Annotated in this window: 24 protein-coding genes; 5 read left to right on the forward strand and 19 right to left on the reverse strand. The window is 67.5% G+C overall.

Annotation, left to right across the window (positions count from 1 at the left end; genetic code table 11):
• The first annotated feature begins 73 nt into the window (after nt 1–73).
• From QRN07_RS03485 to QRN07_RS03500, 4 genes are read left to right on the forward strand one after another with little or no spacing between them, the layout of a single operon-like run.
• The gene (locus QRN07_RS03485) at nt 74–1,048 is read left to right on the forward strand and encodes a sugar-binding transcriptional regulator (RefSeq protein ID WP_285240327.1); all 975 of its coding nucleotides are present in this window, start codon (nt 74–76) and stop codon (nt 1,046–1,048) included.
• 10 nt (nt 1,049–1,058) lie between these two features.
• Nucleotides 1,059–1,928 (forward strand): aldo/keto reductase, encoded by an 870-nt coding sequence (locus QRN07_RS03490; RefSeq protein ID WP_285240328.1) that lies wholly within the window; start codon nt 1,059–1,061, stop codon nt 1,926–1,928.
• 11 nt (nt 1,929–1,939) lie between these two features.
• Nucleotides 1,940–2,860 (forward strand): alpha/beta fold hydrolase, encoded by a 921-nt coding sequence (locus QRN07_RS03495; RefSeq protein ID WP_285240329.1) that lies wholly within the window; start codon nt 1,940–1,942, stop codon nt 2,858–2,860.
• Nucleotides 2,857–3,933, forward strand: a complete 1,077-nt coding sequence (locus QRN07_RS03500) for a glycosyltransferase family 4 protein (RefSeq protein WP_285240330.1) — start codon at nt 2,857–2,859, stop codon at nt 3,931–3,933. The genes QRN07_RS03495 and QRN07_RS03500 overlap by 4 nt, the downstream gene beginning before the upstream one ends.
• Here QRN07_RS03500 and QRN07_RS03505 read toward each other — a convergent pair.
• The 13 genes from QRN07_RS03505 to pyrR form a co-directional block, all read right to left on the reverse strand.
• On the reverse strand, nt 3,930–6,041 hold the full coding sequence (locus tag QRN07_RS03505) for a primosomal protein N' (protein ID WP_285240331.1): 2,112 nt from the start codon (nt 6,039–6,041) through the stop codon (nt 3,930–3,932). The two genes, QRN07_RS03500 and QRN07_RS03505, sit on opposite strands and share 4 nt — an antisense overlap.
• Before the next feature lie 89 nt (nt 6,042–6,130).
• Nucleotides 6,131–7,366: a methionine adenosyltransferase gene (gene metK / locus QRN07_RS03510; RefSeq protein WP_050684672.1), complete on the reverse strand. Its 1,236-nt coding sequence runs from the start codon at nt 7,364–7,366 to the stop codon at nt 6,131–6,133.
• Nucleotides 7,367–7,443: 77 nt separating this feature from the next.
• Complete coding sequence (coaBC, locus tag QRN07_RS03515; protein WP_285240332.1) at nt 7,444–8,682, reverse strand: bifunctional phosphopantothenoylcysteine decarboxylase/phosphopantothenate--cysteine ligase CoaBC; 1,239 nt, start codon at nt 8,680–8,682, stop codon at nt 7,444–7,446.
• Between the two features lie 39 nt (nt 8,683–8,721).
• Complete coding sequence (gene rpoZ / locus QRN07_RS03520; RefSeq protein ID WP_003800778.1) at nt 8,722–8,982, reverse strand: DNA-directed RNA polymerase subunit omega; 261 nt, start codon at nt 8,980–8,982, stop codon at nt 8,722–8,724.
• 35 nt (nt 8,983–9,017) lie between these two features.
• A complete protein-coding gene (gene gmk / locus QRN07_RS03525; RefSeq protein WP_050684670.1) occupies nt 9,018–9,590 on the reverse strand; it encodes a guanylate kinase in 573 nt (190 codons plus the stop codon).
• A 44-nt stretch (nt 9,591–9,634) separates the two neighbouring features.
• Nucleotides 9,635–9,952: an integration host factor, actinobacterial type gene (gene mihF, locus QRN07_RS03530; RefSeq protein WP_050684669.1), complete on the reverse strand. Its 318-nt coding sequence runs from the start codon at nt 9,950–9,952 to the stop codon at nt 9,635–9,637.
• A gap of 112 nt (nt 9,953–10,064) precedes the next feature.
• Nucleotides 10,065–10,919 carry an orotidine-5'-phosphate decarboxylase gene (gene pyrF / locus QRN07_RS03535; protein ID WP_285240333.1) on the reverse strand — a complete coding sequence of 285 codons (855 nt, stop codon included), beginning with the start codon at nt 10,917–10,919 and terminating at the stop codon, nt 10,065–10,067.
• Complete coding sequence (carB, locus tag QRN07_RS03540) at nt 10,912–14,226, reverse strand: carbamoyl-phosphate synthase large subunit (protein ID WP_285240334.1); 3,315 nt, start codon at nt 14,224–14,226, stop codon at nt 10,912–10,914. The genes pyrF and carB overlap by 8 nt, the downstream gene beginning before the upstream one ends.
• Nucleotides 14,226–15,455, reverse strand: coding sequence for a glutamine-hydrolyzing carbamoyl-phosphate synthase small subunit (gene carA / locus QRN07_RS03545; protein ID WP_157370950.1), 1,230 nt, complete (start codon nt 15,453–15,455; stop codon nt 14,226–14,228). Before carA ends, carB begins: the two co-directional genes overlap by 1 nt.
• Before the next feature lie 54 nt (nt 15,456–15,509).
• Nucleotides 15,510–16,028, reverse strand: coding sequence for a PH-like domain-containing protein (locus QRN07_RS03550; RefSeq protein ID WP_050684665.1), 519 nt, complete (start codon nt 16,026–16,028; stop codon nt 15,510–15,512).
• Nucleotides 16,028–17,365, reverse strand: coding sequence for a dihydroorotase (locus QRN07_RS03555; RefSeq protein ID WP_285240335.1), 1,338 nt, complete (start codon nt 17,363–17,365; stop codon nt 16,028–16,030). Before QRN07_RS03555 ends, QRN07_RS03550 begins: the two co-directional genes overlap by 1 nt.
• Complete coding sequence (locus QRN07_RS03560; RefSeq protein ID WP_056598187.1) at nt 17,365–18,396, reverse strand: aspartate carbamoyltransferase catalytic subunit; 1,032 nt, start codon at nt 18,394–18,396, stop codon at nt 17,365–17,367. Before QRN07_RS03560 ends, QRN07_RS03555 begins: the two co-directional genes overlap by 1 nt.
• Nucleotides 18,393–18,980, reverse strand: a complete 588-nt coding sequence (gene pyrR, locus QRN07_RS03565) for a bifunctional pyr operon transcriptional regulator/uracil phosphoribosyltransferase PyrR (RefSeq protein WP_050684662.1) — start codon at nt 18,978–18,980, stop codon at nt 18,393–18,395. Before pyrR ends, QRN07_RS03560 begins: the two co-directional genes overlap by 4 nt.
• 176 nt (nt 18,981–19,156) lie before the next feature.
• Here pyrR and QRN07_RS03570 point away from each other — a divergent pair, with 176 nt between their 5' ends.
• Entirely contained in the window at nt 19,157–20,422 is a 1,266-nt protein-coding gene (locus QRN07_RS03570; protein ID WP_285240336.1) for a PrsW family intramembrane metalloprotease, read from the forward strand.
• 64 nt (nt 20,423–20,486) lie between these two features.
• Here QRN07_RS03570 and nusB read toward each other — a convergent pair whose 3' ends face one another.
• The 6 genes from nusB to aroC form a co-directional block, all read right to left on the reverse strand.
• Nucleotides 20,487–20,897: a transcription antitermination factor NusB gene (gene nusB / locus QRN07_RS03575; RefSeq protein WP_050684660.1), complete on the reverse strand. Its 411-nt coding sequence runs from the start codon at nt 20,895–20,897 to the stop codon at nt 20,487–20,489.
• The gene (gene efp / locus QRN07_RS03580) at nt 20,897–21,460 is read right to left on the reverse strand and encodes an elongation factor P (RefSeq protein WP_050684659.1); all 564 of its coding nucleotides are present in this window, start codon (nt 21,458–21,460) and stop codon (nt 20,897–20,899) included. The genes nusB and efp overlap by 1 nt, the downstream gene beginning before the upstream one ends.
• A 151-nt stretch (nt 21,461–21,611) precedes the next feature.
• Nucleotides 21,612–22,130 carry a tetratricopeptide repeat protein gene (locus QRN07_RS03585; RefSeq protein ID WP_050684658.1) on the reverse strand — a complete coding sequence of 173 codons (519 nt, stop codon included), beginning with the start codon at nt 22,128–22,130 and terminating at the stop codon, nt 21,612–21,614.
• The gene (gene aroB, locus QRN07_RS03590; RefSeq protein WP_285240337.1) at nt 22,130–23,221 is read right to left on the reverse strand and encodes a 3-dehydroquinate synthase; all 1,092 of its coding nucleotides are present in this window, start codon (nt 23,219–23,221) and stop codon (nt 22,130–22,132) included. Before aroB ends, QRN07_RS03585 begins: the two co-directional genes overlap by 1 nt.
• Nucleotides 23,218–23,787, reverse strand: coding sequence for a shikimate kinase (locus QRN07_RS03595; protein ID WP_050684656.1), 570 nt, complete (start codon nt 23,785–23,787; stop codon nt 23,218–23,220). The genes aroB and QRN07_RS03595 overlap by 4 nt, the downstream gene beginning before the upstream one ends.
• Nucleotides 23,787–24,986 carry a chorismate synthase gene (gene aroC / locus QRN07_RS03600; protein ID WP_050684715.1) on the reverse strand — a complete coding sequence of 400 codons (1,200 nt, stop codon included), beginning with the start codon at nt 24,984–24,986 and terminating at the stop codon, nt 23,787–23,789. Before aroC ends, QRN07_RS03595 begins: the two co-directional genes overlap by 1 nt.
• Between the last annotated feature and the right edge of the window lie 17 nt (nt 24,987–25,003).

The following is a 25,003-nucleotide window of genomic DNA, read 5'->3' on the forward strand; positions in this document are numbered from 1 at the left end:
CTTTACAACTATTCTTTTGAATAATGGAAAATGGCGTCAAGCTCTATGCACAAACGTGCAGAACGGACCTGCAATGGACCCCTCCCGGCATTCCGACGCGCTTCGGGCTGCGCAGATGTATTACCTCCAGGACCTCACAATGGATGCCATCGCCCGCGAGCTCAGGACGTCCCGCTCCACCGTTTCCCGGCTGCTTTCCTCCGCCCGGGACTCGGGCCTCGTGCAGATCCAGATCCGCAATCCCCTGGACACCGGACCCGAGCTGGAAGGCATGATCCGCCGCCACTACAACGTGGACGTGCACGTGGTTCCGGTCCTGGAAACGCTCAACGAGGCCGAAACCCTTGACCGGGTGGCGATGCAGGCGGCCCGGACCATCGGGCCCATCGTGGACTCGAACGCCATCATCGGCGTGGCCTGGGGCTCCACCCTGAGCGCCGTCAGCAGGCACCTCACCCGGAAGATCACGCACGACAGCGTGATCGTCCAACTGAACGGCGCGGGCAACATGCACACCACGGGAATCACGTACGCCAGCGACATCATGCGCCGCTTCGGCAGTGCCTACGGTGCACGGGTGGAGCAGTTCCCGGTGCCCGCGTTCTTCGACCACGCCGGAACCAAAACGGCCATGTGGAATGAGCGCAGCGTGCAGCGGATCCTGGAACTGCAGGCCAAGATGAGCATCGCCATTTTCGGTGTCGGTTCCGTGGACGCCGACTACCCCAGCCACGTCTACGCCGGCGGTTACCTGGACGAATGCGACCTGAATATCCTGGCCACCTCGGACGTGGTGGGCGACGTTGCAACGGTGTTTTTCCGCGGCGACGGCTCCTCTGACGGCATTGTGCTCAACGAGCGTTCCACCGGCCCCTCCCTGGCGCAGCTGAGGGAGGTCCGGCGGAGGATCTGCGTGGTCTCCGGGGAATCGAAGATCAACGGCCTCCGCGGCGCACTCACAGCAGGCCTGGCCACGGACCTCATCCTGGACGAGGCCACTGCGCGGCGGTTGGTGGACTTTGAGGGGCTCGCGGCGGCAAGTGGGTAGAGTCGTGGACATGAGAACCTCACCCCGGCTTGGCCTGAACAACGGCGTGCTGATTGACCAGCTCGGTTTCGGGCTCTACAAGGTTCCGGCGGCGGGGACCGCGGATCTCGTGGCAGCAGCCCTGGATGCCGGCTACCGGCACTTCGACACGGCAGCCATGTACGGCAACGAGACCGGCGTGGCCCGCGGGCTGTCGCCCCTGCTGGGCGGTCCGGCAGGCAGCGGCGGTTCCGGCGAGCTCAGCAGCTCCCTGGCCCGCGGGGACCTGTTCATCACCACCAAGCTCTGGAACGACCACCATGGCTACGACGCCGCCCTGCGGGCCTTCGACACGTCCATGGTCAACCTGGGCCTGGACTACATCGACCTGTACCTGATCCACTGGCCGTGCCCGGCCAAGGACCTGTACCGGGAGACCTACCGCGCCCTGGAAACCCTCTACCGGGAAGGCCGGGTCCGCGCGATCGGCGTCAGCAACTTCCAGCCCGCCCACCTGGACCGGCTCCTGGAAACCGCAGAGGTGGTCCCCGCCGTCAACCAGGTCGAACTGCACCCCTGGCTGCAGCAGGAGGAGCTCCGGGCCAAACACGCCACCCTGGGGATCCGGACCGAGGCGTGGAGTCCGCTGGGCCGCGGCCAGGTCCTCACGGATCCCGGCATCGCCGGCATTGCGGCTGCCCACCACCGGACGCCCGCGCAGGTAATCCTCCGCTGGCACATGCAACTGGGCAACATCGCCATCCCCAAGGCATCCTCAGAACCGCGCCTCCGCGAAAACCTGGATGTTTTCGGCTTTGACCTGTCCGCGGCGGACATGGCCGCGCTCGCAGGCCTCGACCGGAACCAGCGCACCGGCTCCCACCCCGACACCGTCAACTAGGACCAGCACTTATGCAGACTGCAGACCCGGGCGCACCCACCTACCTCAGCGCAGGCCTGGCCGCGCGGACCACGGCCGGCGTGGTCCAGCTGGCGGGTGCTCCGGTGGCTTACTGGACCTACGAACCGCAGCACGCGACCCCGGAAACCAGGACCATGCTGGTCATCCACGGCTTCCGCGGCGACCACCACGGCCTGCTGCGCGTGGCCGATCTCCTGCCGGACATGCGGATCATCATGCCGGACCTCCCCGGCTTCGGCAGCTCGGCCGCTTTCGCCGACGGCGACCACTCCGTGGCGCACTACGGCCGCTTCATCACCGGGTTCATGGCGGAACTGGGACTGGGGCCGGAGACCGTGCTGCTGGGCCATTCCTTCGGTTCCATCATCGCCGCACACTTCGTGGCAGCCAACCCCGGCACTGTCACTCCGCTGATCCTGGTCAATCCGATCGCCGCACCCGCGCTGGAAGGGCCCAAGGGTGTCATGACGCGGCTGGCCGTGCTGTATTACCGGCTCGCAGCCCGCCTCCCCCGCCGCGCAGGGCTTGCCCTGCTCCGCAGCCCGTTGATTGTCCGGATCATGAGCGAAGCCATGGCAAAGACCAGGGACCCGGGACTGCGGGGGTTCATCCACGGCCAGCACCATGCCTATTTCAGCGCCTTCGCCGACCGGGACAGCCTGCTCGAATCGTTCACGGCGTCCGTCAGCGGCAACGTCACCGAGGTGGCCGCCCGGCTTACCCTGCCCGTCCTGCTGATCGCCGGCGAAAAGGATGAGATCGCCGCCCTGCCTGACCAGCACACCCTCCTGGCGCAGCTGCCGGACGGCGAGCTGAAGGTGATTCCCGGCGTCGGACACCTGATCCACTACGAAACGCCGGAACCGGCCGCCCACCACATCCGCAGCTTCCTGAAGGACCATCCCGCGTGAAGATCGTCATCGATGCCCGGTTCACCCGCACCGACCACCACGACGGCATCAGCCGCTACGGTGCCAGCCTGATCGCGGCGACCGCCAGGATCGCCGACGTCGAGATGCTGGTGTCCGATCCACGGCAACTGGCCCTGCTGCCGGACGTGCCGTACACCCTGATCAGCAGCCCGTTATCGCCAAAAGAGCTGTTTGTGGCACGTCAGGTCAACAGGCTCGGCGCTGACGTGGTGGTCTGCCCGATGCAGACCATGGGCACGTGGGGCCGGAAGTACGGCCTGGTGCTGACCCTGCACGACCTGATCTACTACGAGCACCCCGCCCCGCCCGGATTCCTGCCGGCCCCTGTCCGGGTGCTGTGGCGGCTTTACCACAAGGCGTTCTGGCCGCAGCGGCTGCTGCTGGACCGCGCGGACACGGTGGCCACCATCAGCCGGACCACCGAGGCGCTGATGGCAAAGTACCGCTTGACCAAACGTCCGGTGGAAATCATCAGCAACGCACCCCAGCCGGACCAGGTGCCCCGCGACGCCGCTGCCGGCGCGGACCGCTCGCTGGTGTACATGGGCTCGTTCATGCCTTACAAAAACGTGGAAACCATGGTGGCGGGCATGGCCGGTCTGTCCGGGTTCACGCTGCACCTGCTCAGCAGGATCACACCCGCCCGGCGGGCGGAGCTGGAACGCCTGGTTCCTGCGGGCGCGCAGGTGGTGTTCCACAACGGGGTGACCGATGCGGAGTACGACGCGCTGCTCCGGAAGGCCACGGCGCTGGTCAGCCTGTCCCGGGCTGAGGGATATGGCCTGCCGCTGGTGGAGGCCATGGCCGTGGGCACGCCGGTGATTGCCAGTGACATTCCCATTTTCCGAGAAGTGGGCGGGGACGTTGCGGCGTACGTGGATCCGGCCTCGCCCGTCGGGTTCGCCGCGGCGGTGGCGGACCTGGCGGACCGGGAGCACTGGGAACAGGTGTCCCGCCGCTCCGTGGCCAGGGCCGCCCAGTTCAGCTGGGAGGACTCGGCCCGCCAGCTGGTGGCCGTCGCCCAGGGAATTGTCCGCCGGCGGCAGCTCTAGAGGACGTCCACGCCGTCCAGCCGCAGCTGCACCGGTTCCACGGTGCGCTTCGCGGCGGCCGCGGCCCGGGTGGCCCGGAGTACGCGGACCACGCCCGCGGCCTGGGCATAGGAGAAGAAGAGCAGTGTCCGCACGTCCTCAGCCGGCCGGCGTGCCGATGCCGGCCCGTTGAGGAGCACCGGCGCCGGCCCGGCGGTCCGCAGTGTTGTTCCTGCCGTGTCGAGTGCCGCGGCCACAGTGCTGGTGAAATGGTCGACGGCGGCGCGCGGCCCCGTCACGGAGGCGACCCGGACGGACGGCGGCAGCTGCAGTTCGGTCCGCAGGGCCAGTTCCCGGTAGGCGTGGCCGGCCGGATCCCAGCGCAGCAGGGCGCCCACCGCCGTGGTGTCTGCAGCGGTGACCACCACCAGGCCGCCGTCCGCTGCGGGGCGGACCAGTGCGGCAGCGTTGAACCAGCGCCGCACGGTGTCCTCGCCGGCGCGGAGGCTTTCCCGGCGCAGCAGCGAGTCGCCGTCCAGCAGCAGCGCGGCCGCGTAGCCGCCCTCGGCCACAGGTTCGGCGCCAACCGTGGCCACCACCAGTGCCTTCCCGGAGCCTACGGTGGCCTTCACCTGGTCGCCGGATGAGGTGATGACTGTTTTGCCGGGAAAGGCCCGGCCCAGTTCCTCGGCGGTCCGCAGCACCCCGGTGGCGCCCTTGCGCAAATGCCGGCCACCGCAGTGCGTGCAACGCCAGTCCGGGGCGGGCGTGGAGCACCACCGGCATTGGGCCATGGCCGACCCCGCCCCGGCGATCGCCAAGGGGCCCTGGCAGGTTCCGCAGCGCGCCGGCTCCCGGCAGGTTTCACAGGCCAGCGACGGCGCGTAGCCGGCCCGGGCCACCTGCACCAGCACGGGGCCGCGCTCCAACCCGTCCTTCGCGGCACGCCAGGCTGCGCCGGGAAGCCGTGCGATGGAGGCAAGGGGGTCGCGGTCCTGCTCAAAGCTGTCGGCGGTATTCACCACCCGCGGTACCGTGCGCCGCATTTCGGTGCGACCCGATTCCACCGGGAAGGCCCACCCTGCAGCCACCAGGCGCTGGACCTCGGTGCTTCGGGCGTGCCCTGCCAGAAGGCACGCGGTGCCCTCCTGTTCGGCGCGCAGCAGCAGGACCTCGCGGGCATGGGCGTAGGGTGCGCGCTGTTCGATGTGGAGGTCGTCGCCGTCGTCCCAGCAGGCAACAAGCCCCAGGTTGCGGACCGGGGCAAACGCAGCGGACCTGGTGCCGATGGCCACCGTGGCGGTTCCGGCGAGCAGGCGCAGGAAATTCCGGTAGCGGGGGGTGGGCCCGTCATCGGCAGTCAGCCGGGCCACTGCTTTGGCCGGTATAAGCGCCAGGACTGCGGCCTCGAGGCGGTCCAGGTCGCGGTAATCGGGGACCACCACCACGGCTCCCCTGCCCGCTGCGTGGGTGGCGGCGATGGCCTCGGCCATCAGCTGCGGCCAGCCCGCGGCGCCATAGCCCTGCAGCGGATGGAGCACGGCCCGGGGGGAACCGCCCTGGCCCAGGTGCCGCAGGTAGGCGGGCCCGTTGTGGTAGGTATCCCAGGCGGAGCCGGCATCCGGCGCAGCTGCGGGCGGATCCTGCTCCGCCCCGGATTCGGTTTGCGGGTAGTCCTTATCCAGTTTGGCCACCCGCGGCGGAATGGCCACGCGGATGACGTCGCTGACAGTGCCGGCGTAACGGGCTGCGACGGCGTTCACCAGGTCGCGGATGGCCGGGGTGAGGACCGGGACCGGTGACACGACTTTGGCCAGCGGCACAAGCGTGTGGCCGGCGTCCGACTCCGCCGTGCGTTCCAGGAGGAAACCGCTGAGGTCCTGGCCGTTGAAGCTGACCTTGACCCGCACGCCTGGTTGGGCGGCCTGGTCGAGGGATTCCGGGACGGCGTAGTCGAAGGGCCGGTCCAGGTGCGGCAGCGTCGATTCCACCAGCACCCTGGCCACCGGCAGCTCCCGTGCCAGGGGTACGCCGGTGGGCAGCCGCTTGGCCGGGAAACCCTGCAGCAGTGTGGGCTGCAGGGCGCCCGGAAGCTCCAGTGCCGGTTGGGCGGGGGTGTCAGCAACCACTGCGGCTACCTCCGATCGGCCTGGTGGTGGATGGGTCCAGCCAATCACCAGGCACCGACAATCGGCCGGGAGCCCGGCGGCTGCGGACCCTAGGCGTTGAAGTAGGCCTTGAGGTCGTCCACGCGGTCGAGGCGTTCCCAGGTGAAGTCCGGATCGTCGCGGCCGAAGTGGCCGTGCGCTGCGGTCTTGGCGTAGATGGGCCGCTTCAGGTCCAGGGCGTCGATGATGGCCCGGGGCCGCAGGTCGAAGATCTCGGCTATCGCGGCGCTGATCCGGGCAGGATCGACAGTCTCGGTGCCGAAGGTTTCCACGTAGGTGCCAACGGGCCGGGCCTGGCCGATGGCGTAGGCGATCTGGATTTCCGCGCGCTTTGCCAGGCCGGCGGCCACCACGTTTTTAGCCACCCAGCGCATGGCGTACGCGGCGGACCGGTCCACCTTGGACGGGTCCTTGCCCGAGAACGCGCCGCCGCCGTGGCGGGCCATGCCGCCGTATGTGTCAACGATGATCTTCCGGCCGGTCAGGCCGGCGTCGCCCACCGGGCCGCCGATGACGAACTCGCCTGCCGGGTTAAGGATGTTCGCGGCGCGGGAGATGTCCAGGTTGGCGCCGGCCAGGACGGGTTCGATCACGATCGAGGCAAGGTCCGCGCGCAGCTGCGCGAGGCTGGTGCCTTCGGCGTGCTGGCTGGAGATGACCACCGTTTCGACGGACACGGGCACATCGCCGTCGTATCCCACGGTGACCTGGGTCTTGCCGTCCGGGCGCAGGTAGGCCAGTTCGCCGGACTTGCGCACCTGGGTGAGCCGTTCGGAGAGGCGGTGGGCCAACCAAATGGGGGTGGGCATAAAGGAGGGGGTCTCGTCGCTGGCGTAGCCAAACATCAGGCCCTGGTCGCCGGCGCCCTGAAGGTCGTAGTCATCCTCCTGGCGGCCTTCCCGGGCTTCCAGGGAGTTGAAGACGCCGCCGGCGATGTCGTTGGACTGCTGGCCGATGGAGACGGACACTCCGCACCGGGCACCGTCGAACCCGTTCGCTGAAGAGTCATAGCCGATGCCGAGGATGGTCTCCCGGACGATTTGGGGAATCTCGACGTATGCGTCGGTGGTGACCTCGCCTGCCACGTGGACCAGGCCGGTGGTGGCCATGGTTTCCACGGCAACCCTGGATTCAGGGTCCTTGGACAGCAATGCGTCCAGGATGGCGTCACTGATCTGGTCACAGATCTTGTCCGGGTGGCCTTCCGTCACGGACTCTGAGGTGAAGAGCCGGAGGGCGGCGGGCGTAGCCCGGGAGGTCTGGGGAAGGTGCAGCGGTAAAGTCACTCAACTACCTTACTGGTTGGAGGCGGCGCGCCCGCCGGGACATGACCCCGCGCTAAGCGGGGGTGGCCCGGATCACGTCAGGCGCGGTGCGGTACGTGGTTCAGTTCACAGCCGATCCTGCGGATGACTGCCGCCGCAACCTCGGTCTTGGTTCCGGCGGCCTCCTGTGGTTCGGAGCCGGAGCGGGACAGGATGACCACGGCGTTGGTGTCCTGGCCAAAAACCTTGTCCGCGCCCACGTGGTTGACCACCAGAAGGTCGCAGCCTTTGCGTCGCAGTTTGGCCTGGGCGTAAGCCAGCACACCGCCCTGTTCATCCCCGGTTTCGGCGGCGAAACCGACAATAAGCTGGTGTTCGCGCTCCGGGCCCTGGTTCCGGAGCTCCACCAGCTCCTGGAGGATGTCCGGATTGCGGACCAAGCTGATGACGGGGTCGGCGGTGTCGTCCCGTTTTTTGATTTTGGTGCCGGAGATTTCCGCCGGCCGGAAGTCGGCCACGGCGGCGGACATGATCACGACGTCGGAATCGGCTGCGGCGGCAAGGGCGGCTTCGCGAAGCTGCAGGGCAGTCTCCACGGACACCGTTTCGACGCCGGGGGGCGCAGGGACTTCCATGTGGGCGGCGAGCAGCCGGACTGTGGCGCCGGCGTTCCGGGCGGCCACGGCGAGGGCCACGCCCTGCTTGCCGGAGGACCGGTTGCCCAGGAACCGGACCGGATCCAGGGGTTCCCGGGTGCCGCCGGCGCTGATGGTGACGGTGCGGCCGGCCAGCGGCAGCGCGATGTCGGTGTCGCCGTGCATCAGGGCCATCGCGGCGGCGAAGATGTCTTCGGGCTCGGGCAGGCGGCCGGGTCCGGAGTCGGAGCCTGTCAGCCTGCCGCTGGCGGGTTCCAGGACCGCCACTCCCCTGCTGCGCAGGGTTTCCACGTTGGCGCGGGTTGCGGCGTGCTGCCACATCTCGGTGTGCATGGCGGGGGCGAAGAGCACGGGCCCGGAGGCCATCAGCAGCGTGTTGGTGAGCAGGTCACCGGCCTGGCCGGCTGCCGCTTTGGAGAGAAGGTCCGCGGTGGCCGGGGCCACCACAACGAGGTCCGCCTCGTGGCCCAACCGGACGTGGTTGACCTGGTGGACGTCGTCGAACACGCTGTTGCTCACCGGGTTGCCGGAGAGGGCTTCCCAGGTGGCAGTGCCGACAAACCGGGTGGACGCCTCGGTGGGGATCACCGTGACGTGATGGCCGGCTTCAGTAAAAAGCCGGAGGAGCGATGCCACCTTGTAGGCGGCAATCCCTCCCCCGACTCCGAGGACTATGCGCACGTGACCTCCGTCAACAGCAAGTCAGGCTCGGCTGCAGGACTACTCTGCGGCTTCGATCGGTGTGGACACCAGTTTGCCTTCGTTGATCTCGCGGAGCGCGATCGAGAGGGACTTTTCGTTCAACTTGGTGTCGACCAGCGGGCCAACGTACTCGAAGAGGCCCTCGTGCAGCTGGGCGTAGTAAGCGTTGATCTGGCGAGCACGCTTGGCACCGAAGATCACCAGGCCGTACTTGGAATCGGCTGCCTCAAGCAGCGAATCGATCGGCGGGTTGATGATGCCTTCAAGGTTCGTGGACACGAATTCTCCAAATTACTAGCGGGCTGACGAAGCGGTCAGTGTGGATGCGGGGTCAGCCCCATGAGTGAAACAAGCTCGTCCGCTGCCCGGCGGACGTCATCATTGATGACTGTGTGGTCGAACTCCGGTTCAGCAGCAAGTTCCACTTTACCGGTTTCCAGCCGTCGCTGCTGCTCCTCGGCGGATTCCGTGCCGCGGCCCACAAGCCGGCGGACCAGTTCTTCCCAGCTGGGCGGGGCCAGGAAGACGAACTGCGCCTCCGGGAGGGCCTCCTTGACCTGGCGCGCGCCCTGCAGGTCGATCTCCAGGAGGACCGACTTGCCGTCGGCGATGGCCTGGTTCACCGTGCTCTTCAGCGTGCCGTACGTGTTCTGCCCGTGCACCACCGCCCACTCAAGGAATTCACCCTCTGCAATGAGCCGTTCGAACTCGTCCTTGGATTTGAAGAAGTAGTGCACCCCGTCAACCTCGCCCGGGCGGGGCGCCCTGGTGGTGGCGGACACTGACAGCCACACTTCGGGGTAGTTGTCGCGGATGTAGGTGGACACGGTGCCTTTGCCAACAGCCGTCGGACCAGCGAGGACTGTCAGTCCAGGTAACTTGTGCACGTATTCCTTTTGCCGGGGGTGGGGATGCGGCCGGATGCGGCCCGCTAACTCTCGTCTATAAAATCTACCAGCGCCTGGCGCTGGTGCACGCCGAGGCCCCGGACCCGCCGGGACGCGGCAATGCCGAGCTGCTCCATGATGGCGGCGGCACGGACCTTTCCGATGCCGGGCAGCGATTCGAGCAGTTCGGACACGCGCATCCTGGCCAGGGCGTCGTCCTCCCCCGCCGAACTGATGATGTCCGCCGCGGAGCGCTTGCCGTTCTTCAGGCTCTCCTTGGCGTCCGCCCGGGTAGCCCTGGCGGCTGCCGCCTTGTGAAGTGCGTCAGCGCGTTCCGCAGCAGATAAAGGTCGCAGGACCATAAGAGGACACCCCCGGATTCGGCGGATGGTCCAGGGCGGCCGCCCTTGAACCTGTCCTGAAACTACTCTTCAGGACTGCGTGAATCAATGGATCGGCCTAAACGGCGCCCTATTACCCGCACAGCCCGTCCAGGGTCCGGGCCGCAGCTGCCCGGAGCCGTACCGGATCGGGGCCGGCGGACAGGATGTCGCGGCTGGATGTGCCCAGCACCTGCGGATACGCCGCGCCGAACGTGGCGCGCAGATCCGCGGGGGTGGCCCCCTGTGCTCCCAGTCCCGGAGCCAGGATGGGGCCGCGGACGGCCGCCAGATCAAGGTCCAGGCTTGCCAGAGCGGAGCCCACGGTAGCGCCGACCACCAGGCCCACCGAGCCCAGGTCCCCGGCGTAGCGGGTGTTCTCCGCTGCCGCCGCTTCGACGATCCGCCGGGCCACGGAGTCCGCACCGCCAACGTGCTGGACGGAAGCGCCTTCCGGGTTGGACGTCAGTGCCAGGACAAATACGCCCCGGCCCGTTTCCGCGGCCAGGTCCAGCGCCGGGCGCAGCGACTCAAAGCCCAGGTAGGGGCTGAGGGTCACGGAGTCCGCGGCGAGCGGCGAACCGTCCCGCAGCCAGGCGTCCGCGTAGGCGGCCATGGTGGAGCCGATGTCGCCGCGTTTGGCGTCCGCGATGGTCAGCACGCCGGTCCCGGTGGCAGCTGCGAGCAGTTCCTCGAGCACCGCCATGCCGGCCGAGCCGTGGCGTTCGTATAGGGCCACCTGCGGCTTGATCGCGGCAGCGAGGGAACCTACGGCGTCCAGGACGGTGCGGGAAAACGTCCGCAGCCCTTCGGCGTCGTCGTTCAACCCCCACGCGGACAGCAGGCCCGGGTGCGGGTCAATGCCCACGCACAGCGGGCCGCGGCTGGCCATGGCCGCGCCGAGCCGGGAACCGAAAGGCTCCCGGCCGGCGGATTCCTGCTCAGGCATTCCGGCGGGCCGCTTCCTGCGAGGCGGCCAGCGCGGCAGCGTGTTCCTGCAGGCTGGTGACGGACCATTCGTAGGTGCGCATGGCCTCGATGGCCTGGACCGCCGCGTTGAACTCAGCCACCGTGGTGATGCAGGGAATCCCGATCGAGGTTGCCGCTGCCCGCAGTTCGTAGCCGTCGCTTCGGGCTTCGCCGCCGGAGGGGGTGTTGAAGACCATGTCGATCTCCCCGGCGATGACCAGGTCCGCGATGGTGCCTTCCCCGTCGGCACTGGATCCCTCGGCCACCTTGCGGACCGGGGTGGCCTGGATGCCGTTGCGGCGCAGGACGTCGGCGGTACCGCCGGTGGAGACGATCTCGAAGCCCAGGTCGGAGAGCCGCTTGACGCCCATAATCACGGAGCGCTTGTCCCGGTTGGCCACGGAGACAAAGATCTTGCCTTCAGTGGGCAGGGCGTTGTTGGCTGCGGCCTGGCTCTTGGCGAAGGCGGTGTCGAAGTGCTTGTCGATGCCCATGACCTCACCGGTGGACCGCATTTCGGGGCCAAGCAGGGAGTCAACCACCTTGCCCTCCACGGTGCGGAAGCGGCTGAACGGCAGCACGGCCTCCTTGACGGACACGGGGGCGTCCAGCGGGAGCGTGGAACCGTCGCCGGTTTCCGGCAGCATCTTGTAATCGCTGCGGAGCTGGCCAATCGTGACGCCGGTGCCGATCAGGGCAGCGGCCTTGGCCATCTGCACGCCCGTGGCCTTGGACACAAACGGTACGGTGCGGGAGGCCCGCGGGTTGGCTTCGAGGACGTAAAGGACGTCGGAGGCCAGCGCGAACTGGATGTTGATCAGGCCCCGGACGCCGACGCCTTCAGCGATGGCGCGGGTTGCCGTGCGGACCCGTTCGAGCACGTTGGTGCCCAGGGTGATGGGCGGCAGGACACAGGCGGAGTCGCCGGAGTGGATGCCGGCTTCCTCGATGTGCTCCATGATGCCGCCCAGGTACATGTCGGTGCCGTCAAAGAGGGCGTCGACGTCGATTTCGACGGCGTCCTCAAGGAACCGGTCGATCAGGACCGGGTGGTCCGGGGTGATTTCCGTGGCGTTGGCGATGTAGCGGGACAGATTGGGCTCGTCGTAGACGATTTCCATGCCGCGGCCGCCCAGCACGTAGGACGGGCGGACCAGGACGGGGTAGCCGATTTCGTCGGCGATCTTCTTGGCGTCCTCGAAGGACACGGCGGTGCCGTTCTTCGGGGCGATCAGGCCGGCCTGGTCCAGGACCCGGGAGAACATGCCGCGGTGCTCGGCAAGGTCGATCGCTTCCGGTGAGGTGCCCAGGATGGGCACGCCGGCGTCGGCGAGCTGCTGCGCCAGCTTCAGCGGCGTCTGGCCGCCCAGCTGGACGAAGACACCCATCACGCCGCCGGTGCGCTCTTCAGCGGCAATGACTTCGAGGACGTCCTCGAGGGTGAGTGGCTCGAAGTACAGCCGGGTGGAGACGTCGTAGTCGGTGGACACCGTTTCCGGGTTGCAGTTGACCATGACCGTTTCGTAGCCGGCCTTGCGCAGCGCCATGGAGGCGTGGACGCAGGAGTAGTCGAATTCGATGCCCTGGCCGATCCGGTTGGGCCCGGAGCCCAGGATCAGGATCGACGGCTTGGCGTGCATCGCCACCTCGTCCTCTTCGTCGTAGGACGAGTAGTGGTACGGGGTGTAGGCGGCGAATTCGGCGGCGCAGGTGTCCACCGTTTTGTAGACCGGTCGGATCCCGAGGGCCTGGCGGACACCGCGGACCACAGCTTCGGAGTTGTGTGTCAGCGCGCCGATCTGCTCGTCGGAGAAGCCGTGGCGTTTGGCCCGCTCCAGCATTTCCTTGGTCAGGGCGGAGGCCTGGCGGATTTCGTGCGAGATCTCGTTGAGCAGCTGCAGCTGGTCCAGGTACCAGGGGTCGATCTTGGTGGCCTCGAACAGCTGTTCCACGGTGGCGCCGCCCAGGAGGGCGCGCTGGACCTGGTGCAGGCGGTCAGTGGTGGGGCGCTTGGACTTCTCGATCAGCTCAGCGACTTCCCATTCCGGGACGCTGCTGAAGTCCAGCTGCGAGCCCTTCTGCTCCAGGGAGCGCAGCGCCTTCTGCAGGGCCTCGGTGAAGTTGCGGCCCATGGCCATGGCCTCGCCCACGGACTTCATGGTGGTAGTGAGGGTGTTGTCGGCGGCGGGGAATTTCTCGAACGCGAACCGGGGAACCTTGACCACCACGTAGTCCAGCGTCGGCTCGAAGGACGCCGGGGTCTTCTGCGTGATGTCGTTGGGGATCTCGTCCAGGGTGTAGCCCAGGGACAGTTTCGTGGCGATCTTGGCGATCGCGAAGCCGGTGGCCTTGGAGGCCAGGGCGGAGGACCGGGAGACGCGCGGGTTCATCTCGATCACAACAACGCGTCCCGTGTCAGGCTCCACGGCGAACTGGATGTTGCAGCCGCCGGTGTCGACGCCGACTTCGCGGATGACGGCGATGGAAATGTCACGCAGCCGCTGGTACTCGCGGTCGGTGAGGGTCAGCGCCGGGGCCACGGTGATGGAGTCGCCGGTGTGGACGCCTACGGGGTCGAAGTTCTCGATGGAGCAGACCACCACAACGTTGTCGTTTTTGTCGCGCATCATCTCAAGCTCGTACTCCTTCCAGCCCAGGATGCTCTCTTCAAGGAGCACCTCGGAGGTAGGGCTGTACTGCAGGCCCTGGCCGACGATGCGGCGCAGGTCGCTTTCGTCGTACGCGAGGCCGGAGCCCAGGCCGCCCATGGTGAAGGAGGGACGGACCACCATGGGGTACCCCAGGTCCTCGGCGGCCTTGAGGGCCTCGTCGATGGTGTGGATGATGTGGCTGCGGGCCGATTCGGCGCCGCAGCGCTCCACCACGCCCTTGAACTTTTCGCGGTCCTCGCCGAGTTCGATCGCGGCGATGTTGGCGCCGATCAGCTCCACGTTGTACTTCTCCAGTACACCGTTCTTGTCCAGGGCGATGGCCGTGTTCAGGGCCGTCTGCCCGCCGAGGGTGGGGAGGACAGCGTCAGGCCGTTCCTTGGCGATGATCTTCTCCACCACCTCGGGGGTGATGGGTTCGATGTAGGTGGCGTCGGCGAACTCGGGGTCCGTCATGATGGTGGCCGGGTTCGAGTTCACCAGGATGACCCGCAGGCCCTCCTCCTTGAGGACACGCAGTGCCTGGGTGCCGGAGTAGTCGAATTCGGCGGCCTGGCCGATGACGATCGGGCCGGAACCGATGACCAGGACGCTTTTGAGGTCAGTTCTCTTGGGCATTACTTGGTGTCCTCAGTGTTGTCGTTGGTGTTCTGGGCGCCGTTTTTGGTGCTTTCCATCAGGTCGATGAACCTGTCGAAGAGGTAGGCGGCGTCGTGCGGGCCGGCTGCGGCTTCGGGGTGGTACTGGACCGAAAACGCGGGGATGTCGAGGCAGGCGAGGCCTTCGACGACGTCATCGTTGAGGCTGACGTGGCTGACCTCAACGCGGCCGAAGCGCTCCTCGGGGGCCAAGGTGGCGCCGTCGAGCGGAGCGTCCACGGCGAAACCGTGGTTCTGCGAGGTGATTTCCACCTTGCCGGTGCGGCGGTCCATGACCGGCTGGTTGATGCCCCGGTGGCCGTAGCGCAGCTTGTAGGTGCCGAATCCGAGGGCGCGGCCCAGGATCTGGTTGCCGAAGCAGATGCCGAAGTACGGCAGTTTCTCGTCCAGGACGGAGCGGAGGAGGTTGACCTGGGCGTCGGCGGTGGCGGGGTCGCCTGGCCCGTTGGACATAAAGAAGCCGTCCGGGTTGACGGCCTGGACATCTGCCAGGGTGGCGGTGGCGGGCAGGACGTGGACCCGGACACCGCGTTCGGCGAAGCGGACGGGCGTCATGGTCTTGATGCCGAGGTCGATCGCGGCGATGCTGAAGCGGGCGTCGCCGTCCCAGCCGTGGTCAGCGGGCTCCACGACGTAGGCTTCGTCAACGCTGACTTCCTCCGCGAGCCGGGACCCTTCCATCGGTGAGCTCGCCAGGACGGCGGAGACCAGTTCCTTATCCGTGGCGTTGGCCGCGTCGCCCGAGAAGATCCCGGCGCGCATGGTTTTGTTTTCCCGCAGGTGGCGGGTGATGGCGCGGGTGTCGACGCCCTGGATGCCTACAACGCCCTGTTCGATGAGTTCCTCGTCCAGGGAACGCTCGGAACGCCAGTTTGAGGGGCGGCGGGCGGCGTCGCGGACCACGTAGCCGGCCACCCAGATCCGCCGGGACTCGGCGTCGTCCTTGTTCACACCGGTGTTGCCTATATGCGGGGCGGTCTGCACCACCAGCTGGCGGGCGTAGGAAGGATCCGTGATGGTTTCCTGGTAGCCCGTCATGCCGGTGGCGAACACTGCCTCGCCCAGGGCCGTTCCGGTGGCGCCGTAGCTGCGGCCGCGGAAGATGCGGCCGTCCTCGAGGACCAGTGCTGCCGGGGCGGACGGGGTGCCGTGGTTGGCGGCACTTCGGGGTGTGGCGGTTGCTGTCACTGTTTTCGCTTTCACTGCTGGGTCTGTGGCGTTGCGGGTTTCGGTCACTGGGTCCTACTTTCCACTGGTGGTGCCAGCCGCGGGGGCTGGGGAGATCAGGTCCGTAAGGGCGGCGTGCAGGACGTCCTTGTCGGCGGCCCGGCGGGTCCGGAAGCCGGTGTCCAGTTCCCGGCTGCCAAGCAGCCAGGTGAGCACCAGCAGGCCGTCCTTTTCGACGAACTTGCCTGCCATGCCGCTGTCCTGCCGGACCCCGGTGAGGGACGCGGCCGGGATGTAGAGGGCGGGAGCGCCGGTGCGCTCGAAGAGCACCCCGTGCGGGTGGACGGCGAGGGTGGCGTTGGTGCGGATGCCGAGGCTCTGCACGGCGATCCGGTCCAGCCAGTCGCCGCCGGTGGTGGTGGCAACGTACTGGCCCTCGGCGGAGGTGATGGGCTCGCCAGGTGCGGCGGGCACGGCGGGGAGCTGTTCGACGTCGGACTGGCGCTTGAGCCGGTTCCGCCAGCCCACCCAGATCAGTACAAACACAACGGCGATGACCGCGAGCATCAGGAGTCCGGGGAGGATTCTGTCCATCAGGCGGCCCCTTCCGTGGTTCCGGCGCCGCGGTAGGGGGTGTTCAGGGCGCCGTTGAGGACTGTGGGGTGGCCCTTGAAGAACGTGGCCACCACCTTGCCGGGAAGCTCCAGGCCCTTGAACGGCGAGTTGCGGCCCATGGTGGCCATGGCCGAGGGGTCCACGGTCCAGCGCGCGGCGGGATCCACGAGCACCACGTTGGCTGGCTCACCGGCTTCCAGCGGCCGGCCCTGGTCTGTTACCCGGCCGATCACGGCGGGCACGGTGGAGGTGACCCGGGCGAAGTCCGCCCAGGTGAAGAGCCCGGTTTCGATCATGGTTTCCTGCACCACCGACAAGGCTGTTTCGAGGCCCGTCATGCCCATGGCCGCCTGCGCCCATTCGCATTCCTTGTGCTCGCTGGGGTGCGGTGCGTGGTCCGTGCCGATCACGTCGATGGTGCCGTCGGCCAGCGCCGCGCGGAGGGCCTGGACGTCGGCGTCGGTGCGCAGCGGCGGGTTGACCTTGAAGACGGGGTCGTAGCTGCGGACCAGGTCATCGGTGAGCAGGAGGTGGTGGGGGGTGACTTCGGCGGTGACGTTGATGCCGCGTTCCTTGGCCCAGCGGATGATTTCCACCGATCCGGCGGTGGAGACGTGGCAAACGTGCAGGCGGGAACCGACGTGCTGGGCGAGCAGGACATCGCGGGCGATGATGCTTTCCTCGGCGACGGCGGGCCAGCCGGCAAGCCCCAGGACGGAGGAGACCTCCCCCTCGTTCATCTGGGCGCCCTCGGTGAGGCGCGGTTCCTGCGCGTGCTGGGCCACCACGCCGTCGAAGGCCTTGACGTATTCCAGCGCCCGGCGCATCAGCACGGGGTCGTGGACGCAGATGCCGTCGTCGGAGAAGACCCGGACGCCGGCGCGGGAGTCCGCCATGGCGCCGAGTTCCGCGAGCTGCTTGCCGGCCAGGCCCACCGTGACGGCGCCTACGGGACGGACGTCCACCCAACCGGCGGCCTTGCCGAGGCTGTGGACCTGTTCCACAACGCCGGCGGTGTCGGCGACGGGGTTGGAGTTGGCCATGGCGTGCACGGCCGTGTAACCGCCCAGGGCGGCCGCGCGGGTGCCGGTTTCCACGGTTTCGGCGTCTTCACGGCCGGGTTCGCGGAGGTGCGTGTGGATGTCCACCATGCCGGGCAGCGCCACCAGGCCGGCTGCCTCGATGACGGTGGCGTCCCCGGCTGCCAGGCCGATGCCGGTTTCGGCGATGACGCCTTCGCGGATCAGCAGGTCTGCAGGGGCGCCGCCCAGCACGGAGGCGCCGCGGATCAGGTAGGTTCCGGTGTTCGCTGCCATCAGATGCTCTCCTTGGTGGAAGGGGCGGCGCCGGCGAAGTGGCCCGCTCCCGGGGTGGCGGCTGGTTCGCGGGTGTCCCCGGAAAGCAGCAGGTACAGTGCGGCCATCCGGACGGACACGCCGTTGCGGACCTGGGCCAGGACGGTGGAACGCGGCGAGTCGGCGGCCGCGGAACTGATTTCGAGGCCGCGGTTCATGGGCCCTGGGTGCATGATGATGGTGTCCTTCATGCCCAGGGTGTCCAGGGACCGCAACCGGTTGTCATCAAATCCCCAGCGGCGGGAGTATTCGCGGGTGCTGGGGAAGAACGAGGCGTTCATCCGTTCGCCCTGGACCCGGAGCATCATGACGGCGTCGACACCCTGCTCGAGGGTGCGGTCCATGTCATAGCTGACCTTGCAGGGCCACTGTTCGACGCCGATGGGCAGCAGGGTGGGCGGGGCCACCAGGGTGACGTCGGCGCCCAGGGTGCGCAGGAGCCACACGTTGGAGCGGGCCACCCGGGAGTGCAGGACGTCGCCGGCGATGGCCACCCGCATGCCGGACAGGTCGGCGCCCTGGGAACCGGTGCCTGCCAGCCGCGACCAGTGGCGGCGCATGGTGAAGGCATCCAGCAGGGCCTGGGTGGGGTGTTCGTGGGTGCCGTCGCCGGCGTTGATGACGGCGGCGTCGATCCAGTCGGTGGAAGCGAGGCGGTGCGGCGCGCCGGAGGCCCAGTGCCGGATGACCACGGCGTCCGCACCCATGGCGGCCAGCGTCTGCGCGGTGTCCTTCAGCGATTCGCCCTTGGAGACCGAGGATCCCTTGGCTGCGAAGTTGATGACGTCGGCGGAGAGGCGCTTGGCGGCGGCTTCGAAGGAGATGCGGGTCCTGGTGGAGTCCTCGAAGAAGAGGTTCACTACGGTGCGGCCGCGCAGGGCGGGCAGCTTTTTGACTTCGCGGTCCCCCACGGCGGCCATTTCCTCGGCGGTGTCCAGGATGCGGATGGCGTCGCCGCGGCTGAGGTCCTGGGTGGAGAGCAGGTGCCTCATGCGCCGCCCTCGATCACTACTTCGTTGACGGGGTCGCCGCCGGGCGCGGTGTCGGTCTCTTCGAGCCGGACCCGGACTTTCTCGGACGACGACGTGGGAAGGTTTTTGCCCACGTGGTCTGCACGGATGGGCAGTTCGCGGTGGCCGCGGTCGATCAGCACGGCCAGCCGGACGATCCGGGGGCGGCCAAGGTCGATCAGGGCGTCCAGGGCGGCGCGGATGGTCCGCCCCGAGTACAGGACGTCGTCGATCAGCACCACCACTTTGTTGTCGATGCCGGTGCGGGGAAGCCTTGTGGGGTACACGGGGCGGGTGCCCTGGTGGGAGAGATCGTCGCGGAACATGGTGACGTCCAGCTGGCCCACGATCGTGGCGGCGTCAACGGTGGGGTCTGCGGCGGCGATTTTTTCGGCCAGCCGCACTGCCAGCGGGTAGCCGCGGCGTGGAATGCCAAGCAGGACCAGGTCCTTTGAGCCTTTGTTGGCTTCGAGGATCTCATGGGCGATACGAGTGAGTGCCCGGTCAATGTCCGCCGGGCTGAGGACAACCCTGGCTGGAACCGGCGCGCTGGTGACAGATGTCAACGCTCGTCTCCCCTTTCCCCGCCTCACTGGACGGAATTAAAAAAGGATCATGTGCGTTTCAAAATTACCATACGGGCGGCCGGTAATCCGGCCTGTGACGGGCGGCGCTGGTCACATCCGCGGGTGCCGGGCCGGGGTCCTTGGAGCCATGGCCGGGCCCGCCTAGGCTGGCCGTTATGTCGACGCCCCCGCACCAGCCATCCGGTGACCCTTCCGCCGGCCCCGGCCGGCCGTTTCCCGCCCAGGCCAATCCCAGCTGGATGGGCCAGGTCCGGCAGCAGGACTACCGCCCGGCGCCCGGCCACCAGGGCAGGGCACTGGCCCCCGTGATGCCGGGCCCGGCGCAGGACTCCCTGCAGCGCTCACCGGGGAGGCGTGGCGGGTTGCTTGGGCTGACCATTGGCGGCAGTGTCCTGGCGTTCCTGAGCCTGTTCCTTGTGGTGCCGTTCCTGTTCGCCAATACCGGGCCCGGCGGGCTGGTGATCGGCTTCGTGGCCTCGTTGGTTCCGTTGTCCATTGTGCTGCTGGCTGTCCAGGCGATCGACAAATGGGAGCCGGAGCCCAAGCGGCTGTTGTTTTTCGCCTTCACCTGGGGCGCGGCAGTGTCCATCGCCGTGACCCTGCTGATCCAGCCGCTGTTTGTGGTGACGTTCCAGTTCTCCGACGAGCCGGACCTGCGGACCTACCTGGCCACGGTCCAGGCGCCCATTGTGGAGGAGTTCGCCAAATCGCTGGGTCTGCTGGTCATCCTGCTGCTGGCGCGCCGCCATTTTGACGGACCGGTGGACGGGGTGGTGTTTGCCTTCACCATCGCGGGTGGCTTCGCTTTTACGGAAAACATCCTGTATTTCGGCCGGGCCATCGCGGAATCCACGGACCCCGCGGGCGACTTTGCCCAGGTGTTTTTCCTCCGGGGCATCATGTCGCCCTTTGCGCATGCCTTATTCACCGGCACCACCGGCCTGGTCATGGGCTTCGCAGCCCGGCGCTGGCATGCCGGCGCCTCGGTGGCCGCGTTTTTTGTGGGGCTGCTCCCGGCCATGCTCCTGCACAACCGCTGGAACAGCATGGGCCAGGGCTTCCTGCTTGATTACGCGCTGGTCCAGGTGCCCATCTTCCTGCTCGCCGTGGCCGGCATCATCCTGCTGCGCGTTGCCGAGAAGCGGCTGACCCGGCAGCGGCTGCTGGAGTATTCGGCTGCCGGCTGGTTCACTGCCCAGGAGGTGCAGTTGCTGGCCACCCTGGCCGGCCGCCGGGCGGCCCTGGCATGGGCGGCAGGCTACGGCCGGAAACGGCAGATGAAGGACTTCATCAGGGCCGCCACCCGGTTGGCCAACATCCGCCAGCGCATCCTCAGCGGCAGGGACGTCCCGCTGCACCAGGCGGAGGAGCGGCAGCAGCTGCAACGGGTCCTGGCGCTCCGGGCCTCCGTGGCGGGCTGAGCCGGATGCACAAAAGGCCCCGCTCAGAGGAGCGGGGCCTTCCGTAACCAGTAGATGGCCCGGGTTAGGCCAGCAGTGAGGGTTTCAACTGCTGCAGCCGGCCCAGGAGGCCGTTGATGAACTGCGGCGACTCGTCAGTGGACAGCGTCTTGGCCAGCGCTACTGCTTCGCTGACCGCAACACCGTCGGGGACGTCGTCGTTGTAGAGCAGTTCCCAGGTGCCGATCCGCAGGATGATGCGGTCAACCGAGGGCATCCGCTCCAGTGTCCAACCCTGGGAGTACGTTTCGAGGAACTCGTCGATGGTGGGCTGCTGGGAGACCACACCCTCAACGATTTCCAGGGTGTAAGGGTTGATGATCTGGTCAGTCTTTTCCCGACGGGCGCGGAGGACATCAAAGGCAGACACTGAGCGCTGCTCAGCCTCAAAAAGTACGTCCAGCGCCTTGGTCCGGGCTTTACCGCGTGCGCTCACTACTCGGAAACCCGGCCGAGGTAGCTGCCGTCACGGGTGTCCACCTTGACCTTGGTGTTGTTCTCCACGAAAAGCGGGACCTGGATCTCGTAGCCGGTTTCCAGGGTGGCCGGCTTGGTACCGGCGGACGAACGGTCGCCCTGCAGGCCCGGTTCGGTGTAGGTGATTTCGAGTACAACGCTGGGCGGCAGCTCGATGTAGAGCGGGTTGCCTTCGTGGATCGCGATGTTGACCATCTGGTTTTCAAGCATGAAGTTGGTGGCGTCGCCTACGGTGGCGGCGGACACGGTGATCTGGTCGTAGTCCGAGGTGTCCATAAACACGTAGTCCGCACCGTCCTGGTACAGGTACTGGTAGTCGCGGCGGTCAACGGTGGCGGTCTCGATCTTGAGCCCGGCGTTGAACGTCTTGTCGACAACCTTGCCGGACATCACGTTGCGCATCTTGGTGCGGACGAAGGCGCCACCCTTGCCGGGCTTGACGTGCTGGAATTCAATGATGTTCCAGAGCTGGCCCTCAAGCTTCAGGACCGTACCGTTCTTGATGTCGTTAGTGGTTGCCACTGTTTCCTCAGGTTTCCGTATCGGGTTGCGTGCAGACGCTGTATGCCGGGCGGGCACGCCAAACGGCTTGCCGGCGCGTGTTTGTCAAAAATCCAAGAATCATTCTACCGGTAATTGGACCGGTCCTGCCGTCCGGTCCCGCGACCGGCCCTCAGCAGGCCAGATCCAGGACGTCGCGGGCCCGTCGGAGCGCCACGGTGGAGGAGTAGATCAGGGCGGCATCAGCGGACGCGGCGACGCGGAGGTCAAGGGCCCGGGCGAAGGACTCGACGGCGGCTGAGGTCTGCCCGGCGGTGTATTGGGTTTTGCCCAGGAACTGCAGCGCCATGGCTTCCCGGGGGGTGCCCTGCACCTCCGCCAGGAGCTGCCGGAACAGGTCCACAGCCACATCCAGGCGGTTGGAGACCCGCAGCACCTCGGCTTCGAACGCCCGGAGCTTGAAGGACTCAGGGTCGCGGAAGCGGGCGTCAGCCAAAAGCTCGGCGGCCTCGGACGAGTGTCCTTCCACCAGCAGGACAAAAATGGCGTCCGCGGGATCCACCGACGCTTCCAGGGCCGCACGGCACGTCTCAGGGTTGATCACCTGCGGCAGCAGGGTTTCGGGGTTGATCCTGACGCCGGGGAAGCCGGCTTCGGGCCAGTCGGCCGTTCCTGCCAGGTCGCCCTGCATCAGGAAGCTATTTCCTGGTAGGCGGCGAACAACAGGGACGTGTCCGGAACGTCCAGGATCCCTGGTTTGGCGACGCCGTCGAGCACGACGAACCGCAGCAGGTCACCGCGGGACTTCTTGTCCCGGCGCATGCCGTCCAGCAGGCCCTGCCAGCGGTCCCGCCGGTAGGTGACGGGCAGCCCCAGCCCTTCCAGGATGCTCCGGTGCCTGTCGGCGTCGACGTCGCTGAGCCGGCCCACGCTGCGGGCAAGTTCAGCGGCGAACATCATGCCGACGGAGACCGCGGCGCCGTGCCGCCAGGAGTAGCGTTCCACCAGTTCGATCGCGTGGCCCAAGGTGTGGCCGTAGTTCAGGTATTCCCGCAGGCCGGCTTCCTTGAGGTCCTCGGAGACCACCTTGGCCTTGACGGAGATGGCCCGTTCGATCAGTTCGCGGAGCACCGCAGACTGCGGGTCCACCACTGCGGCGGTGTCCTTTTCCAGCAGGTCCAGGATGGCGGGGTCGGCGATGAACCCGCACTTGATGACCTCGGCCAGGCCCGAGATGATTTCGTTTTTAGGCAGTGTGGCCAGCGTGTCCAGGTCGACCAGGACACCGGCGGGCGGGTGGAAGGAGCCCACCAGGTTTTTTCCTTCGGCCGTATTAATGCCCGTTTTGCCGCCCACGGACGCATCCACCATGCCCAGCAGGCTGGTGGGCATGTGGATGACCTTGACCCCGCGCAGCCAGGTGGCGGCCACGAAACCGGCCAGGTCCGTCACGGCTCCGCCGCCCACTGCCACAATCGCGTCGGAGCGGGTGAAGTCGTTCTGGCCCAGGACCTGCCAGCAGAACGCGGCCACCTGGATGTGCTTGCCTTCTTCCGCGTCGGGGATTTCGGCGGTCAGGGAAGTGAATCCGGCGGCCGCCAGCTCATCGCGGACGGTATCGCCGGTGAGGCGGAGCGCGCGCGGATGGATCACCAGTACCCGCCGGACCCGTTCACCGAGCAACGCCGGCAGTTCACCGAGCAGGCCGCGTCCCACCACCACGTCGTAGTTAGTGGCAGCGGCGTCGCCGGTGACTTTGATGACTGTTGATTCGGTGCTCACTTCTCAACTTCCTGTCGGGCAGCTGCGTAGCTCCGCAGTGCTGCTTCCAGCCGTCCGCCAAGCTCGGAAACCGAGCCGTGCCGCACGTCCAGGGTGATGTCAGCCAGCCGTTCATAGACGGGCTGGCGGGTGGCAAACATGGTGGTCCAGCGGCCCATGGCGTCGCCTGCCAGCAACGGCCGGCTGGAATTCCTGGCGATCCGCCCGGCGACGGTGGACGCGTCGCATTCGAGGTACACCACCGTGCAGTTGCCGATGACCTGCTGGGTGCCGGAGTCAAGGACCGCTCCCCCACCCAGGGAGATGACGGTGCCCGTCCCGGCGGCTGCATCCACCACACCGGCCACGGTGCGCGCCTCGATTTCACGGAAGGCGTGTTCGCCGCGGCAGGCGAAAATGTCCGCGATGCTGCCGTGGCCGGCCACAATGACGGCGTCCGTGTCCACAAACGGGGCACCGAGCTGCTGGGCAAGCTGGTGGCCGATGGCGGACTTGCCCACGGCCATGGGGCCGATCAGGACGATCGGCCGCTGGTCCGCAGGACCGGAGTGGCTGCGGTGCTGCACTAGTGGCCGATCGAGTCCAGGGCTGCCGGAATATTGTCCAGGTAACCCTTGATGTTCCGTGCGGTTTCCGCCACGGAGTCGCCACCGAACTTCTCGATGACTGCCTCTGCCAGGACCAGGGCCACCATGGCCTCAGCCACAACCCCGGCAGCGGGGACGGCACAGACGTCCGATCGCTGGTGGTGGGCCTTGGCGGCCTCGCCGGTGCTGACGTCGATGGTTTTCAGCGCCCGGGGCACTGTGGCGATGGGCTTCATCGCGGCGCGGACCCGCAGTACGTCGCCGATGCTCATGCCGCCTTCGATGCCGCCTGCGCGGTTGCTGGTGCGGCTGATCCGGCCGTCGGAGTCGCGGACAATCTCGTCGTGCGCGGCGGAACCGCGGCGGGCGGCGGTCAGGAAACCGTCACCCACTTCGACGCCCTTGATGGCCTGGATGCCCATCAGCGCCGCGGCGAGCCGGGAATCCAGCCGCCGGTCCCAGTGCACGTAGCTGCCAAGTCCCGGCGGGAGCCCGTAGGCGAGGACCTCGACAACGCCGCCGAGTGTTTCGCCTTCCTTGTGCGCCGCGTCCACTTCGGCCACCATGGCGTCGGAAGTTTCCCGGTCAAAGCACCGCAGCGGGTCCGCGTCCAGGGCGATGACGTCCCGGGGAACGGGCAGCGGCCGGCCTTCGGGCACGGTGACGCTGGCAATGGAGACGGTATGGCTGACCAGTTCGATGCCCAGGTGCTTGAGGAACGAACCGGCAACGGCACCCATGGCAACGCGGGTGGCGGTTTCGCGGGCGCTGGCCCGTTCCAGCACGGGGCGGGCCTCGTCGAAGCCGTACTTCTGCATGCCGGTGAAGTCGGCGTGTCCGGGCCGCGGCCGGGTCAGGGGCGCGTTCCGGGCCTGGTCGGCGAGGATTTCGGGCGCAACGGGGTCGGAGGCCATAATCTGTTCCCATTTGGGCCACTCGGTGTTGGCCACCTGGATGGCCACCGGGCCGCCCTGGGTGAGGCCGTGCCGGACGCCACCAAGAATGGTGACAACATCCTGCTCAAACTTCATTCGCGCGCCGCGCCCGTAGCCCAGGCGGCGGCGTGCCAAAGAGTCCGCGATGTGCCCGCTGGTGATTTCCACACCGGCGGGGACGCCTTCAATAATTCCCATCAGAGCCGGGCCATGGGATTCACCGGCAGTCAACCAACGCATAATTTCCATCCTGCCACGTA

Origin of the sequence: Pseudarthrobacter sp. MEB009 (assembly GCF_030208875.1) — a bacterium.
Lineage (GTDB): Bacteria > Actinomycetota > Actinomycetes > Actinomycetales > Micrococcaceae > Arthrobacter.

Coding starts and splice junctions, on each gene's coding strand:
- carB (WP_285240334.1), bottom strand. CDS start 14,226: ATGCCCAAGAGAACTGACCTCAAAAGCGTCCTGGTCATCGGTTCCGGC.
- QRN07_RS03490 (WP_285240328.1), top strand. CDS start 1,059: ATGAGAACCTCACCCCGGCTTGGCCTGAACAACGGCGTGCTGATTGAC.
- QRN07_RS03550 (WP_050684665.1), bottom strand. CDS start 16,028: ATGGACAGAATCCTCCCCGGACTCCTGATGCTCGCGGTCATCGCCGTT.
- QRN07_RS03485 (WP_285240327.1), top strand. CDS start 74: ATGGACCCCTCCCGGCATTCCGACGCGCTTCGGGCTGCGCAGATGTAT.
- mihF (WP_050684669.1), bottom strand. CDS start 9,952: ATGGTCCTGCGACCTTTATCTGCTGCGGAACGCGCTGACGCACTTCAC.
- QRN07_RS03560 (WP_056598187.1), bottom strand. CDS start 18,396: ATGAGGCACCTGCTCTCCACCCAGGACCTCAGCCGCGGCGACGCCATC.
- pyrF (WP_285240333.1), bottom strand. CDS start 10,919: ATGCCTGAGCAGGAATCCGCCGGCCGGGAGCCTTTCGGTTCCCGGCTC.
- QRN07_RS03570 (WP_285240336.1), top strand. CDS start 19,157: ATGTCGACGCCCCCGCACCAGCCATCCGGTGACCCTTCCGCCGGCCCC.
- QRN07_RS03585 (WP_050684658.1), bottom strand. CDS start 22,130: ATGCAGGGCGACCTGGCAGGAACGGCCGACTGGCCCGAAGCCGGCTTC.
- QRN07_RS03495 (WP_285240329.1), top strand. CDS start 1,940: ATGCAGACTGCAGACCCGGGCGCACCCACCTACCTCAGCGCAGGCCTG.
- QRN07_RS03555 (WP_285240335.1), bottom strand. CDS start 17,365: ATGGCAGCGAACACCGGAACCTACCTGATCCGCGGCGCCTCCGTGCTG.